Consider the following 13,421-nt stretch of genomic DNA (forward strand, 5'->3'; position numbering starts at 1 on the left):
TTATATGAGAATTTTAATTTTATTATTTTTTGGCATTTCTTTAGCATTTTCTTTTGAGCTTGTTCTTAATTCCGGTCGCGAGGAGAGTGAGCCTTTTGCAGTTTTACACGCTAAAAATGACGAACCTTTTACTTGTGTGCAAAAAATAAGCGAGGCAAAGCTTTTTTTTGAATGTGAAATTATGGGCGTGGTAAATAATGAATTGAAAAATCAAAATTTCGCCCTTTTTGACCTTAAATTTCAAAAAGAAGAACAAAAAATTAAAATGTTTATTATCCCAAAAATTAATGCAAAAATGTTTAATCTTTCTCAAAATATTTATGAAGATAAAGAATTAAGCGTTTTAAATTCACATCGTTCTAAGGGCTTTACCTTTGTCTTTTCGCATCAAATGGCTATGCAACATATGGATGATGGCTTGAATTTTGACATTGTTTTCCCACACGAAACCTTACCATTTGTAGGAGCACTTGATTTAAACTCAGATCCCGTGATTATCCCGCAAAGTGCGGATATTAATACCTATTTGCGTATTAAAAATGAATTTGAAAAGAGCAATTTTATGCAAGTGATTGCCGATGCGCAAAATGCCATAATGCGTTATAAGGGTAGCATTTTTATGAATGAGTTTATGCTTTATAAGCTTAGAGCGCAAAGTGAAATTTATACGCAAAATCCAAGCATTAGAGACCAACAAAGCTTAGAAAAAATGATCGATGAGATTAAAACTTACACGAGAACTTTCACAAGTGATAAAAATTACGCAGAAATTTTACATATTATGCTTAAGACTTATATAGCACTTTCGCAGAGAAAAGATGTAGATTATACAATGTCTATTTTAGAAAATGAGCTTCCTAAAAATAATTTTACTCAGCTCTCTCGTCTTGAATATGCCGATTATATCTATCATCTTAATGAAAAAGATAGAGCGATTAAAATTTATGAGGATATTTATTTTAATACGGACAATTTAGACCTCGCCTCAAGAGCGGCTATGGCTTTGGCTAAGGATTATTTATCAAATCATAATGCTTTTAAGGCTAGAGAATTTACAAATACGATTTTAAAGGCTAATGCAAGTTATTTTAGTAAAGATCTTACGCGCTCTTTAGAACTTGCCAAGCTATTTTATGCGATAAAAGATTATGATATAAGTTCGCAAATTTATTTGCACGCTTTTTCTAAAATGCCTAGAATTGACGAACGCTACGAAGAGACCTTGAAAAATTTAGCTCTTTCTTTAGCACAAAATGCAAAGCCTAATGAAGCCAAACACTATATTGATTTGTATCTTAATGAATACCACGATGGCAAATATTTAGACTCCATTAAAAAAGCTAGCGATGAAGTGTTTTTTGCTGTGGGGGATAATAATGCCACACTTTTACACACGCGTTATAAAGATTTGATGAAGGAATATGAGCTTAAAGATGAAAGTATAGCTCATAAAGCCTTAGATGAAGATGTTAAGCTTTATTTTGAGGAGAAAAATTATCCTGCTGTTTTAGCTTATAAAAATATTATTGAAGAAAGTAAGTTACCTAATGCTACTAAATTTTTGGAAATGGCGGCTATTGAGGAATTAAAAGCAAATCTTAAAAAAGATGAGTGTATTGAGGCTGTGAAGATTTTTACGCAATTTAGCATTTATGAAATAGGACAAAAAATAGAAAATAAAAAGCAAATGTTAGCTTGTTTGCAAAGAACTTCTAAGATTAACCAAGCTTTAGAATATATCGATAAAAACGCTCACGAGGATAGCATTTTCTATCATCTTCAAAAGGCACAAATTTATTTTGATAATAAGCAATATACCCAAAGTATAGACTTGGCAAAGGAGATTAGTGGTTCTAAAGTTTTAAAAAGTGAGGAGGAGGAATTTAGAGCATATTATTTACAATTTGTTTCACTTTTACGCCTAAATCACTACAATGACGCCATTAAAATTTTGCAAATTTTAGAAAGTTTTCCTATGAATTTTACTATGGTTGAAGCTTATGATGAGTTGATTTCTTACGCTAAAGATAAAGATATGACGACTACGATTTTAACTTACGCACCTAAGGCTATTGATTATCAAAATTACAAGGGAATTAATCTTTTTAGCCCTAATTTGGAATTTATCTACCTAGAAACCCTGCAAAAAAATGCCGAATTTGACAAAGCTTTAGAGCTTTTAAAAGATTTAGTCAAGCTTAAGTTAAGTCCTAGTGATAAGGCAAGAGCGCTTTATATAAGAAGTCAAATTTATGAAAGTTTAAAGGATACAAATGCTCAAAAACAAAGCCTTAAAGAATGTTTGGGGCTTAGTGGCTCGTCAAATTGGCAAAATTTATGCAGAGAGAAAAATGCTCTTTTGACTAATTGAATTTCTTGCTCAAAAACTCAAAAGCTTGATGAAAGCTAAGGGATGTGCTTTGGAATTTTTTATTAAAGGTTCTTTGTCTTTTAGCAAGTTGTGCGGTGTGGGTATTGATGAGGATTTCAAGCTCTTTAAGCGAAATTTCATCATTTAAATATGCCTTACACTCTTTTAGCCCTATGGAATTTAGTGGCTTTAAATTCGCATCAAAGCGTGTAAAAAGCTCCCTAGCTTCTTCGATTAAGCCTTGTTTTAGCATAAGTTTTGTGCGTTTTCGTATGTTTTTTGTAAGCTCTTCTTTATCCCAGCACAATTCATAAATTTCAAGCTCTTTTAAAATGCCTTCTTTTTTTGTTCTTTGTAAAAATTTGCTAGGAATTTCTTTTGTGCTTTCATAAATATTTAGCCATTTTTTAAGGCGATAACTATCATTTTGAGCCACCTTAAATTCAGGGTCTATTTGTAGGCAAAGTGTGTAAATTTCACTATTATTAAGTTTTGTTTCCACCTCCTCTACCTTATCACTTAGTCCTTCCATCATCGTTTTAAGATAAAAACTTGTTCCACCTGTGATGATAAGGGGTTTTTGCCTATTTTTAGCAAATTCTTTGGCTTTTTGATACTCTTTGATAAACAAACCCACATTAAAATGCTCCCAAACGCTCAAAAGATTAACCCCAAAATAATCTATTTTTTCTAAAATTTCTTTTTCTACTTTTGCGTTTGCGATGTTGATTTCTTTATACACGCAAAGGCTATCAAGGCTTAAAATGACGGCATTAAATTTTAAGGCAAGAGCATTTGCAAGGGCTGTTTTTCCGCTAGCTGTGGTGCCTATGAGTGCAAATTCAAAAAACATAGTCATTTTTTCCTAAAAATTTATTTATTTTGAGTAAAATTATAGCAAAAATTTAAAGGCTAAAAATGAGTGTGTTGTGGATAAAAATTAAAGATATTTTGGAGCTTGTGGTATTTAAGCATTCTATTTTTGCCCTACCTTTTTTATTAAGTGCGATGATAGTCGCTTCTAAGCTTAAAAATGATAGTGTTTGGTTTGGTTTTAGTGCTTTGATTTTGGGTATTATTTGTGCGGTGAGTGCTAGAAATTTCGCTATGGCTACCAATCGCTTAATGGATGAGGATATCGATAAAGACAATCCTCGCTGCAAAGACCGCCCTAATATTAGCGGTCGTATCGGTAAGATGAGTGTTTGGGGATTTATCCTTGTAAATGCTCTTGTTTTCATAGTTTGTTCTTATTTTATTAATCCTCTTGCCTTTTATCTTTCTTTTCCTGTGCTTTTTTTATTAGCATTTTATTCGGCTTTTAAACGCTTTAGCTCTTTGGCACATTTAGTTTTAGGCTTTTGCTTGGGACTTGCGCCTGTGGCTGGGAGCATTATTGTTTTAGGTGAAATTCATCTTTTTAGTGTGATTTTATGTTTAGGTGTTACTTTTTGGACGGCTGGTTTTGATCTGCTTTATTCCTTGCAAGATATGGAGTATGACAAAAAGATCGGTTTGCACTCTGTCCCTGCGAAATTTGGAGCAAATGCCACTCTTTTTATCTCGGCTTTTTGCCATTTTTTAGCTACGCTTTTTTGGCTTTTGTTTGTGTGGGTGGCACCACTTGGAGGATTAGCCTTTTTTGGGGTGTTGATTTGCGGAGCTATTTTAATGACGGAGCATTTGATTGTGCGTAAGAATTTTGCTCACATTGATAGAGCATTTTTTACCTTAAATGGCTATTTAAGCGTGGTGTTTTTCATTTTTGTATTGGTGGATTTATTATGGAGATGAGCTTATTTCAAACAAGATTTAAGATAGAATTTGATGAATTTGATGAAAGTAAAAGTGAAATTTTAAGCGAATATGCAAATATCAATATCAATTCCAAATTAGTAAAATGGAAAAAACTCATTTATAAAGTTGATTTTGAGGAAAGCGAAAAGGTTATTTTTGACTTACTTTTAAGCCTTAAAGAAGATATTATCCGTATAGAAAATCATCTCTTCCGCCAAGAAGAATTACTTGCTTTAAAATACAAAACGCACATTAAGGCTTTAAATTTTGAATATTTAGCATTTTTAGAAAATATGCTTGAAAGCGGTAAAGATTATTATGCAAGATTTGAGTTAAATCATCAAAAAATAGCCTTCTTTTTTAAAGCACAAAGTGAAAATTTAGCTAAAATTACTAAAATCAAGCCGGAAGATTTGATTTCTTATAATGCTTTTGTGGTTGAAATTCAAAGAAATGCAATTAGAGAAAAAAAGGAAGCTAGTTATGAGTGAAGAATTGCTTTATTTGGTGTTTATTGTGATTTTATTTGCAGCCATTGTCGCTTATATGTATCTTAAAGACAAGGAGCAAAGCCTTAAATTGTCAAAATTTGAAAGTGTTGTGGAGGATATGAGTAAGGAGCTTCATTATGTCAAAAAAGAGCTTTTAAGCCGCGATGCTTTTGATGAGGAGTATAATAACGAGCTTTTGAGAAATGAAATGCAAATTTTGTTAGAAAAAGAGGTGGCGAATAAAATTTTACCGATTTTAAAAAGTTTGCAGGGTATGGAGCATATTATCGAGCAGTTTCAAAATGAACAGCAAGAAAGGCTTTTAAGTCTAGAGCAAAAGGCACAAAGTATCACGAAACTGACACCAAATTATGATGCCGAAGAGCAAAAAATCATCGATTTGTTTAAGGAGGGCAAGAGCATAGAGCAAATTGCTAAAGATTTAAGAATAGGCACGGGTAATGTTGAGTTAGTGCTTAAATTTAAAAAGATTATAAAATAATGTTAATTGATAGTTTTGGTCGTCATATTACTTATCTTCGCATTTCTGTTACACAAAGGTGTAATTTTCGCTGTCTTTACTGTATGCCTAAAATTCCTTTTGACTATGTGCCAAAAGAAGATGTTTTAAGCTTTGAGGAGATGTTTGTTTTTGTAAAAGAATTGATCGATAGAGGAGTTAAAAAAATTCGTATAAGTGGTGGAGAACCCTTACTGCGTAAGGATTTGAGCATTTTTATAAGGATGATAAGATCTTATAAACATGATATTGATTTAGCCCTAACGAGTAATGGCTTTTTGCTTAAAGACTACGCTAAAGAGTTGAAAAATGCAGGGCTTGACCGCATTAATATCTCTCTTGATACGCTAGATTCTAAAAAAGCAAAAAAACTCGCTCAAAAAGATGTTTTAAGCTCTGTTTTGGCTGGTATTGAAGAGGCGATTGAGGTTGGATTAAATGTTAAATTAAATACCGTTGCGCTTAAGGGCTTAAATGATGATGAATTACTTTCCCTTTTAGAATTTGCTAAAAATAAAAAAATGCAAATTCGCTTCATAGAATTTATGGAAAATATCCACGCTTACGGGGCTTTAAAAGGCTTAAAAAAGGACGAAATTATCGACATTTTATCGCAAAAATATCAAATTTCTTTAATCAAAAAGGCTGAATTTGCTCCTGTGAGTTTATATAGTGCAAGTGGCTATGAATTTGGCATTATCGACCCGCATAGCGATGCGTTTTGTAAAAGTTGTAACCGTATAAGATTGAGTGCTGAGGGGCTTTTAATCCCTTGCTTATATCACGAAGATGCCCTAAGCATTAAGGAGGCAATGCGTTCAAAAGATATTGAAAAAGCTTTACAAATTTTAATTAAAGTCTTGGAAAATAAGCCCGAAAAAAACGAGTGGAGATTAAATGATAATCAAATTTCTAAGCGTGCTTTTTATCAAACTGGGGGTTAAATGAAAGTTGTTGAGAGCTTTTTAAGCATACAAGGTGAGGGGAAATTTGCAGGGCGTTTGGCTGTTTTTGTGCGTTTTGCGGGGTGTAATTTTAATTGCGTGGGCTTTAATGTTAAAAAACAAAAAGAGAGCAAGGAGCTTGTGGGCTGTGATACTTTAAGGGCTGTTTTTACTAAAGAATATCAAAATACTTATGAGAATTTAAATGCAAAAGAGCTTTTTTTAAGAGTGCTAAAGATGGCTAAGGACCTTAAGCCCATAATTGTGATAACGGGAGGTGAGCCTTTACTTCATCATAAAAAAAGCGAATTTTTAAAATTTATTAAGCTTTTATTAGAGGCTAAATTTGAGGTGCATTTTGAAACAAATGCAAGCATTAGGGTCGATTTTAAAAAATATCCTTTATATAAAAAATGCATTTTTGCACTTGGCGTAAAGCTTAGTAATAGTGGCGTCTCAAAAGAAAAAAGGCTCAATTACAAAGCCCTTAAAGCCTTTAAAAAAGAGGCAAAAAAGAGTTTTTATAAATTTGTTTTGGAAGAGGAATTTTTAAGTAAGGCTGAAGAGGAAATTAAAGAAATTTTAAGTGTAGTTAAAAATGAGGTTTATTGTATGCCTTTAGGAGAAAACGAAGCAAGGCTTAAGAAAAATGCTCTTGCTTTGGTTAATTTTTGCTTAAAAAATGGCTATAATTATTCGGATAGAACGCACATTAGGCTATGGGGAGATAAGGAAGGCGTATGATTATAAGAAAAATGTTTGAATTTGAAAATGCACATATTGTGAGATTTTGCTCTTCTAAACGCTGCAAAACTAGCATTCACGGACATTCTTATAAGATAGAAGTTTTACTTGAGAGTAAGTATTTAGATAATGCGGGTATGGTGTATGACTTTGGACTTTTAAAAAATGAAATGAGGCAAATTGTAGATAGTTTTGACCATGCTATTACGCTTTTTAAAGATGATGATAAGGCTTATCTTAGGGAAATGCAAAGATATTCTAGTCGTTGGGTGCTTTTGCCCGTTAATGTGAGTGCGGAGAATTTTTGTCGTGTGTTTTTTGTCTTAATTGACGCTTTGTTAGAAAAAACAAAAATGCAAAATGGCGAAAGGGGCGTAAAGCTTCAAAGTATCATCATACACGAGACGAGAACGGGCTATGCGCAAGGTTTTAGAGAAGATGCTTATAGTGAATTTTTACCTAAAATTTCGTTAGAGGATATTGAATTTTCTAAGGCGATTAAGGCTGAGTGGAGTGATGAAAGCTTTTATGAAAAGCTTTGTGGAACTCATATTTTTATCAATCCTAAGGAGTTATAATGAGGATTTTTAGCGTTTTAATCTTATTTCTAGCTTTATTTTTGGCAGCTTGTAGTGCAGAAAAGGAACAAGAAGTCAAAAAAAGTGTTGAAGATGAAGTGGTGCAAATTGAACAAAATGACGAAAAGACCGAATTAAATGACAATAATCTTCCTCTGCCAGTAGAAGATGAGGCACGGTAATGCAAGGATATGAGTTTTTTCTCGCTTTACATCTTTATACGCTTTATGCTAGTGCGTTTTTAATGCTTTTTTATCTTGGTTTAACGCAAGGAAATTTTAAAACAGAATTTATTTTTATCCGTAGAGTCCGGCTCTTTTTACCCGTATTTTATCTTTTTTTAACTCTTGCTTTATTTACAGGCTTGTTACTTTGGGCGCTTAAGGGTTTTGAGGCAAATTTACGCTTTTTTGTGATGCTTTTGATTTGGATTTTGATTTTAGCCTTGGCTATTTTTCAATTTGTTTTATTTAAAAAAGCGCGTAGTGTAAGGCGTTATGTTGGTTTTAGATGGGCTTCTTTGGCGATTTTACTTGTTGAGCTTTTGTTGCTTATGATACCTTTTATTGATATAAATTATGCAATTTTTGTATCATAAAGAGGCAAAAAATTCTTCTATTTTTTTAGAGAAGGAAGAGTTTTTACATCTTAAAGTGAGAAGGGTTAAAGAGGGCGAAAGTCTCAATTTGCGTAATTTGCAAGATGATTTTTTATACACTTATAGGATTAGTGATTTAAAAAGAAATAGTTGCGTTTTAAGCCTTATCTCGCAAGAAGAAAATTTAACTTTTAAAAGCGGAGTTAATTTAGCTTTAGGCGTGATAGAAGCTAAAATTGTGGAAAAAATTTTGCCATTTTTTAATGAAATGGGACTAGAAAAACTTATTTTGGTTTATTGCGAATTTTCGCAAAAAAATTTTAAAATTGATAAAAAACGCCTTGAAAAAATTCTTATTAATTCTTGCCAGCAGTGTGGAAGAGGGGATTTGATGAGGATTGAAATTTATGAAAATGTGGATAGTTTTTTAGCAATTTATCCTAAGGTTGTTTTGGTGGATTTTGAAGGCGAAAAAAAAGAATTTGATAAAGATACGCTATATTTTGTCGGTGCTGAGGGAGGATTTAGCGAGAGTGAAAGAAGGAGAATTAAGGATAAGATCGCTTTAAATTCGCCCTTTATTTTAAAAAGCCAAAGTGCTGCTTTGGGTGTTTTGTCGAAAATTTTGCTTTAATTTTGCTTAATTTTATCTTTCTTTTATGTTAATCAATTATAATTACAGCTTATTGTTTAAAAATTTCAAGGAAAAATGATGAAAAAAGAACTTCACCCAGAATATGTAGAATGCAAAGTGAGTTGTGCTTGTGGAAACACTTTTGTTACAAAGTCTAATAAGGCTGAATTAAGGGTAGATATTTGCTCAAATTGCCATCCTTTTTTCACAGGTAGTGAAAAAATAGTCGATGCCGCTGGACGCGTAGAGAAATTTAAGAAAAAATACGCAATGCAGTAAAATGCTTTATTTTATTCCTACTCCCATAGGAAATTTAGGCGATATTAGCTTACGCTCTTTGGAGCTTTTAAGTGCTTGTGAAATTGTATTTTGTGAAGATACAAGAGTTTGCAAGCATTTGATTACCTTACTAAACGAAAGATTTAAGACCTGTATTAAACCTCAAAAAATTCTTTCTTTACATACACATAATGAAAAAGAAGTGCTTGAAAAGCTTGATTTAAAGATATTTGAAAAAGATGTTGCGTATTTAAGCGATGCGGGGATGCCTGGTATTAGCGATCCGGGCTTTGCCCTTGTTCAATTCGCTCTAAAACATAAGCTTTCTTATGAAGTCTTACCTGGTGCAAATGCTGCTTTAGTCGCACTTGTAAGCTCAAATTTGTGCGAAAAAGAATTTATTTTTCTTGGCTTTTTAGCAAATAAGGGTAAGCAAAGGCAAAAAGAGATAGAAAATTTACTTTTAAATCCTTATCCCACTATAATTTATGAAGCTCCCACACGCATTTTAGCCCTAGTGCAAACCATCGCAAAGCTTGAGCCAAAAAGAGAGCTTTTTGCGATGAAAGAGATTAGTAAAAAATTTCAAACTTCTTTTAGGAGTAGGGCTGAAAAACTTGTTGAAGAGTTTAAAGGTACAAATTTAAATGGCGAATGGGTTTTAGTCGTGGCAAAATCTTCGCAAAATTTTTCTTCAAATTCGCTTTGTGAGAGTGATATTTTGGAGCTTGATTTGCCTTTAAAAATCAAAAGTAAGCTTTTGGCTAAAATGAGTGGAAAAAATTCAAAAGAGCTTTATCAAAAACTGCTTTTAAGTCAAAATGAGGTAAAATAAATGATAGTCTATGGAAAGCAAGTATTTTTTTATATTTTGCAAAAACATAAAGAAATGATTAATGAGCTTTACTTGGCAAAAGAGTGTGATAAAGCCACATTTTCTTTGATAGCAAAAGCTGGATTTAAAATTAAAAAACTAGATTTTAAAAGTGCTCAAGCCTTAGCTAGGGGTGGAAATCATCAAGGTTTTTTAATGGACATTAAAGAATTTGACTTTGTGCCTTTTTGTGAGCTTAAAAAAAGCGAACTTATCGTTATGCTTTGTGGAATTAGCGATGTGGGAAATATCGGTGCTATCATACGCACGGCTTATGCTTTGGGTGTTGATGGTTTGCTTTTTATAGGAAAAAATTTGGCACAAGAGAGCATTGTGCGTTCTAGTAGTGGAGCGGCTCTTGACTTGCCTATATGTTTAAGCAATGACGCCTTATCGGCATTAAATGAGCTTAAACAAATGGAATTTAAGCTTTATGGTGCCGATGGAAAAGGTAGGGAAATTCATCACCTTACTTTTCCAAAAGGTAAAAAGGTTTTGATAATGGGAAGTGAGGGCTTTGGATTGTCCTCAAAAATTATTCAAAAGTGTGATGAGTGCGTTGGTATAGCTATGCAAAATGATTTTGATAGCCTTAATGTCAATGCGGCTTTTGCAATACTTTGTGATAGGATAGTGCATGCAAAATTATAAAAAATTACAAGATTTAAATTTGAGAGAAGTTTCGACAAATACGCAAATTGAAATGGATTTTTTACAGGCTTTAATTGAAAAGGATTTTAAAACCTTAATCCGCTTTAATGTAAAGGGTTTCATTAAAATTTTAGAGCGTGAATATGAGCTTGATTTTACGGAATTTAATGAGGAGCTTGAGCAGTATTTAAGTGAAAATCAGCCTGATTCTTTACATATTACTAAAACAGTAACTCCACCACTTGCTTCTTATAGTCATAAAGGCTCGATTTTACCTATTGTAGTTATTGTTTTGTTTGCTTTTATTGCGGGGCTTGGAATTTATTATTTTGATACATTGAAAGAATTATTAAAAAGCGAGGAAAGCTTCGCGAGTGCGATGAGTTTAGACGCGGCAAAAGAGGCGGAGCTTAATTTAAAAAATCTTGAAAATTCCGTTGTAATTGTGGGCGAGGAAAATTTAAGCGAAAATGAAATAAATGCAAGTGCTAAGACTCAAGAAAATTTAAGCAAAGAGCCTGAAGAAGAGCTTAAAGACACTAATGAGAGCTTAAAAACCGCCCCTTTAATTAACGAAAATAATGCTAGCGAAGTTAATCAAACTAAGCTAGAGGAGACGGATTTAAATTCGCAAAAAATTTTAAAAGAGGTCGCTGAATTTAAGGTCAATAGTAAGGTTTGGGTCGGTGTGATTAACCTTAAAACTAGCAAAAAGATGACTTGGGTTAAGGAGAGCGATTTTGAAATTCCTTTAAATGAAGATCAGCTTATTTTAACAGGCGCCACAGCCTTTGTAGTCAGTGATGAGGAGGGTAATGAAAAGTCTTATCCTGCGGGAATTTCTAAGAGATTTTTGATTAAAGACGGCAAGATTGCTAGCATTAGTGCTGCGGAATTTAAGCAATTAAACAAGGGCAAAGACTGGTAAGATGAGAATTTTTTGTTTGATTGTGTGTTTTGTAACGGGTGTTTTTGGGGTTTCTAGTTTAGAATTGGCACAAAATATTGTAGGTGATAGTAGTAAAAATAGCCAAATTTCTTTATTATTTTCCCATCAAGAATTTAATGATAATAGAGGAAATTTGGACATTGAACGCATTTTAAGAGTATTAAAAACAAATTCTTTATTAAATCTTACTCTTCCAAGTCCTCAAACCTTAAAACTCAATTTTAAAGCAAAAAGTGATGCGGTTTTGTTTTTTAAGATTATTAATGAGGCTTTAAATGATGCTGGTTATGTTTATTTTATCCCTGTGCATTTAAGCTTGAGTGCGGGTGAGATTGATTACACCATACAATTAGAATCTCAATACATCTTAGATCCCGGCACTTTTTACCGAATTTTGAAAACAAATTCGGTTTATATAGAAGATATTAGACAAAGTGCTAAAAATTATTATGAATATGAGCTTGATTTTAGCGAGGCTAAACTTGAAACAAATGTCAATTTATCCCTAAATGTAACGAAAAATTTGGAAAAGCCTTTGAGGGATTATGTTTTTGAACTTAAGGGAGCAAAGAGTATGGAGATAGAGGCAAATGCGGCGGATTCTTGGTTTATCAAAATTCTATTTTTGGATAAAAATTTAAATTTAATTAGTGCGGTTAAAAATGACAAGAAAAATAATCATTTTTCAGGAGCAGTTCCAAACGCCGCAGTTTATGCAATAGTCAGCGATATGTATAATTTAGACAATATCAAAAGAGGCTTAAAAATCACTTTAAAGAGATAAAAATGTTTGACGAAATTCATTTTAATACCATAGAAAGACTTCCAAATTATGTTTTCGCAGAGGTTAATGCGATTAAAATGGCAGCAAGAAGAGCGGGAGAGGACATCATAGATTTTTCTATGGGTAATCCAGATGGTAAAACCCCTCAGCATATCATCGATAAGCTTTGCGAAAGTGCGAATAAGGACAAGACTTCGGGCTATTCGACCTCTATGGGAATTTATAAGCTTCGTTTAGCCATTTGTAATTGGTATAAAAGAAAATATAGCGTCAATTTAGACCCGGAAAGTGAAGTCGTGGCGACTATGGGAAGTAAGGAGGGCTTTGTCAATCTTGCAAGAGCTGTGATAAACCCAGGCGATGTCGCCATAGTGCCAACTCCAGCTTATCCCATCCACACGCAAGCCTTTATCATCGCAGGTGGAAATGTTTCTAAAATGCCACTTTTTTACAATGATAAATTTGAGCTTGATGAAAATGCTTTTTTTGAAAGTCTTAATAAGGCGCTTTATGAGAGCGTTCCAAGGGCGCGTTATGTGGTTGTGAATTTTCCGCATAATCCTACAACAATTACTTGCGAAAAGAGCTTTTATGAAAGATTAGTCGCTATGGCTAAGAAGGAGCGTTTTTATATTATTAGCGATATTGCTTATGCGGATTTGACCTTTGATGGGTATCAAACGCCTTCTATTTTGGAGGTTGAAGGAGCTAAAGATGTGGCTGTGGAGACCTATACTCTTTCTAAATCTTACAATATGGCAGGTTGGCGTGTAGGCTTTGTCGTGGGAAATAAACGCCTCATCGCCGCTCTTAAAAAAATTAAATCTTGGTTTGATTATGGTATGTATACACCTATACAAGTGGCTGCTACCATAGCACTTGATGGCGATCAAAAATGCGTAGAAGAAATTTGTCAAATTTATGATAAAAGAAAAGATGTTTTGCTCGATTCTTTTGCTAATGCTGGTTGGAATTTGCAAAAACCTAAGGCAAGTATGTTTATATGGGCGCGTTTGCCTGAAAATAAGAGGCATTTAAAAAGTTTGGAATTTTCTAAGCAACTTTTACAAAAAGCAAATGTTGCTGTAAGTCCGGGACTTGGATTTGGTGAGGCTGGAGATGAATTTGTAAGAATCGCTTTAATAGAAAATGAAAATCGCATACGCCAAGCTGCAAGAAATATTAAAAAATTTCTAAAAGATTAAAG

General features: G+C 33.2%; 17 protein-coding genes. 16 read left to right on the forward strand and 1 reads right to left on the reverse strand.

What is annotated here, in order from left to right:
• The first annotated feature begins 4 nt into the window (after window positions 1-4).
• A complete protein-coding gene (locus tag NYG92_RS05240; RefSeq protein ID WP_289233734.1) occupies window positions 5-2,371 on the forward strand; it encodes a DUF7494 domain-containing protein in 2,367 nt (788 codons plus the stop codon).
• Here NYG92_RS05240 and miaA read toward each other — a convergent pair.
• A complete protein-coding gene (gene miaA / locus NYG92_RS05245) occupies window positions 2,364-3,224 on the reverse strand; it encodes a tRNA (adenosine(37)-N6)-dimethylallyltransferase MiaA (protein WP_270976661.1) in 861 nt (286 codons plus the stop codon). The two genes, NYG92_RS05240 and miaA, sit on opposite strands and share 8 nt — an antisense overlap.
• A 65-nt stretch (window positions 3,225-3,289) precedes the next feature.
• Between miaA and mqnP the strand changes: the two genes are divergently transcribed.
• The 15 genes from mqnP to NYG92_RS05320 all read left to right on the forward strand — a co-directional run bounded on the left by mqnP (window position 3,290) and on the right by NYG92_RS05320 (window position 13,419).
• Entirely contained in the window at window positions 3,290-4,165 is an 876-nt protein-coding gene (gene mqnP, locus NYG92_RS05250; protein WP_289233735.1) for a menaquinone biosynthesis prenyltransferase MqnP, read from the forward strand.
• Window positions 4,156-4,659: a hypothetical protein gene (locus tag NYG92_RS05255; RefSeq protein ID WP_289233736.1), complete on the forward strand. Its 504-nt coding sequence runs from the start codon at window positions 4,156-4,158 to the stop codon at window positions 4,657-4,659. The genes mqnP and NYG92_RS05255 overlap by 10 nt, the downstream gene beginning before the upstream one ends.
• Window positions 4,652-5,161: a DUF6115 domain-containing protein gene (locus tag NYG92_RS05260; protein ID WP_289233737.1), complete on the forward strand. Its 510-nt coding sequence runs from the start codon at window positions 4,652-4,654 to the stop codon at window positions 5,159-5,161. Before NYG92_RS05255 ends, NYG92_RS05260 begins: the two co-directional genes overlap by 8 nt.
• A complete protein-coding gene (moaA, locus tag NYG92_RS05265; protein ID WP_289233738.1) occupies window positions 5,161-6,123 on the forward strand; it encodes a GTP 3',8-cyclase MoaA in 963 nt (320 codons plus the stop codon). Before NYG92_RS05260 ends, moaA begins: the two co-directional genes overlap by 1 nt.
• The gene (locus NYG92_RS05270; RefSeq protein ID WP_289233739.1) at window positions 6,124-6,867 is read left to right on the forward strand and encodes a 7-carboxy-7-deazaguanine synthase QueE; all 744 of its coding nucleotides are present in this window, start codon (window positions 6,124-6,126) and stop codon (window positions 6,865-6,867) included.
• Complete coding sequence (locus NYG92_RS05275) at window positions 6,864-7,445, forward strand: 6-pyruvoyl trahydropterin synthase family protein (protein ID WP_027303921.1); 582 nt, start codon at window positions 6,864-6,866, stop codon at window positions 7,443-7,445. The genes NYG92_RS05270 and NYG92_RS05275 overlap by 4 nt, the downstream gene beginning before the upstream one ends.
• A complete protein-coding gene (locus tag NYG92_RS05280) occupies window positions 7,445-7,627 on the forward strand; it encodes a cytochrome C (protein ID WP_119126284.1) in 183 nt (60 codons plus the stop codon). Before NYG92_RS05275 ends, NYG92_RS05280 begins: the two co-directional genes overlap by 1 nt.
• On the forward strand, window positions 7,627-8,043 hold the full coding sequence (locus tag NYG92_RS05285) for a hypothetical protein (RefSeq protein ID WP_027303923.1): 417 nt from the start codon (window positions 7,627-7,629) through the stop codon (window positions 8,041-8,043). The genes NYG92_RS05280 and NYG92_RS05285 overlap by 1 nt, the downstream gene beginning before the upstream one ends.
• Window positions 8,024-8,677: a 16S rRNA (uracil(1498)-N(3))-methyltransferase gene (locus NYG92_RS05290; protein WP_270976562.1), complete on the forward strand. Its 654-nt coding sequence runs from the start codon at window positions 8,024-8,026 to the stop codon at window positions 8,675-8,677. The genes NYG92_RS05285 and NYG92_RS05290 overlap by 20 nt, the downstream gene beginning before the upstream one ends.
• 78 nt (window positions 8,678-8,755) lie before the next feature.
• Complete coding sequence (gene rpmE, locus NYG92_RS05295) at window positions 8,756-8,956, forward strand: 50S ribosomal protein L31 (protein ID WP_004276113.1); 201 nt, start codon at window positions 8,756-8,758, stop codon at window positions 8,954-8,956.
• 1 nt (window position 8,957) lies between these two features.
• Complete coding sequence (rsmI, locus tag NYG92_RS05300) at window positions 8,958-9,791, forward strand: 16S rRNA (cytidine(1402)-2'-O)-methyltransferase (RefSeq protein ID WP_289233740.1); 834 nt, start codon at window positions 8,958-8,960, stop codon at window positions 9,789-9,791.
• Window positions 9,792-10,481, forward strand: a complete 690-nt coding sequence (gene rlmB / locus NYG92_RS05305; protein WP_289233741.1) for a 23S rRNA (guanosine(2251)-2'-O)-methyltransferase RlmB — start codon at window positions 9,792-9,794, stop codon at window positions 10,479-10,481. It abuts the gene before it with no gap.
• A complete protein-coding gene (locus tag NYG92_RS05310) occupies window positions 10,468-11,409 on the forward strand; it encodes a RodZ family helix-turn-helix domain-containing protein (protein WP_270976560.1) in 942 nt (313 codons plus the stop codon). The genes rlmB and NYG92_RS05310 overlap by 14 nt, the downstream gene beginning before the upstream one ends.
• Before the next feature lies 1 nt (window position 11,410).
• On the forward strand, window positions 11,411-12,214 hold the full coding sequence (locus tag NYG92_RS05315; protein WP_270976559.1) for a hypothetical protein: 804 nt from the start codon (window positions 11,411-11,413) through the stop codon (window positions 12,212-12,214).
• A 2-nt stretch (window positions 12,215-12,216) separates the two neighbouring features.
• Window positions 12,217-13,419, forward strand: a complete 1,203-nt coding sequence (locus NYG92_RS05320) for an LL-diaminopimelate aminotransferase (protein WP_289233742.1) — start codon at window positions 12,217-12,219, stop codon at window positions 13,417-13,419.
• Window positions 13,420-13,421 lie beyond the last annotated feature (2 nt).

The organism is Campylobacter felis (assembly GCF_030250085.1).
Taxonomy (GTDB): domain Bacteria; phylum Campylobacterota; class Campylobacteria; order Campylobacterales; family Campylobacteraceae; genus Campylobacter_D; species Campylobacter_D upsaliensis.

Bases quoted from the DNA above. Each gene is read 5' to 3' on its own strand.
- NYG92_RS05240 (WP_289233734.1), top strand. From the start codon at position 5: ATGAGAATTTTAATTTTATTATTTTTTGGCATTTCTTTAGCATTTTCT.
- miaA (WP_270976661.1), bottom strand. From the start codon at position 3,224: ATGTTTTTTGAATTTGCACTCATAGGCACCACAGCTAGCGGAAAAACA.
- mqnP (WP_289233735.1), top strand. From the start codon at position 3,290: ATGAGTGTGTTGTGGATAAAAATTAAAGATATTTTGGAGCTTGTGGTA.
- NYG92_RS05255 (WP_289233736.1), top strand. From the start codon at position 4,156: ATGGAGATGAGCTTATTTCAAACAAGATTTAAGATAGAATTTGATGAA.
- NYG92_RS05260 (WP_289233737.1), top strand. From the start codon at position 4,652: ATGAGTGAAGAATTGCTTTATTTGGTGTTTATTGTGATTTTATTTGCA.
- moaA (WP_289233738.1), top strand. From the start codon at position 5,161: ATGTTAATTGATAGTTTTGGTCGTCATATTACTTATCTTCGCATTTCT.
- NYG92_RS05270 (WP_289233739.1), top strand. From the start codon at position 6,124: ATGAAAGTTGTTGAGAGCTTTTTAAGCATACAAGGTGAGGGGAAATTT.
- NYG92_RS05275 (WP_027303921.1), top strand. From the start codon at position 6,864: ATGATTATAAGAAAAATGTTTGAATTTGAAAATGCACATATTGTGAGA.
- NYG92_RS05280 (WP_119126284.1), top strand. From the start codon at position 7,445: ATGAGGATTTTTAGCGTTTTAATCTTATTTCTAGCTTTATTTTTGGCA.
- NYG92_RS05285 (WP_027303923.1), top strand. From the start codon at position 7,627: ATGCAAGGATATGAGTTTTTTCTCGCTTTACATCTTTATACGCTTTAT.
- NYG92_RS05290 (WP_270976562.1), top strand. From the start codon at position 8,024: ATGCAATTTTTGTATCATAAAGAGGCAAAAAATTCTTCTATTTTTTTA.
- rpmE (WP_004276113.1), top strand. From the start codon at position 8,756: ATGAAAAAAGAACTTCACCCAGAATATGTAGAATGCAAAGTGAGTTGT.
- rsmI (WP_289233740.1), top strand. From the start codon at position 8,958: ATGCTTTATTTTATTCCTACTCCCATAGGAAATTTAGGCGATATTAGC.
- rlmB (WP_289233741.1), top strand. From the start codon at position 9,792: ATGATAGTCTATGGAAAGCAAGTATTTTTTTATATTTTGCAAAAACAT.
- NYG92_RS05310 (WP_270976560.1), top strand. From the start codon at position 10,468: ATGCAAAATTATAAAAAATTACAAGATTTAAATTTGAGAGAAGTTTCG.
- NYG92_RS05315 (WP_270976559.1), top strand. From the start codon at position 11,411: ATGAGAATTTTTTGTTTGATTGTGTGTTTTGTAACGGGTGTTTTTGGG.
- NYG92_RS05320 (WP_289233742.1), top strand. From the start codon at position 12,217: ATGTTTGACGAAATTCATTTTAATACCATAGAAAGACTTCCAAATTAT.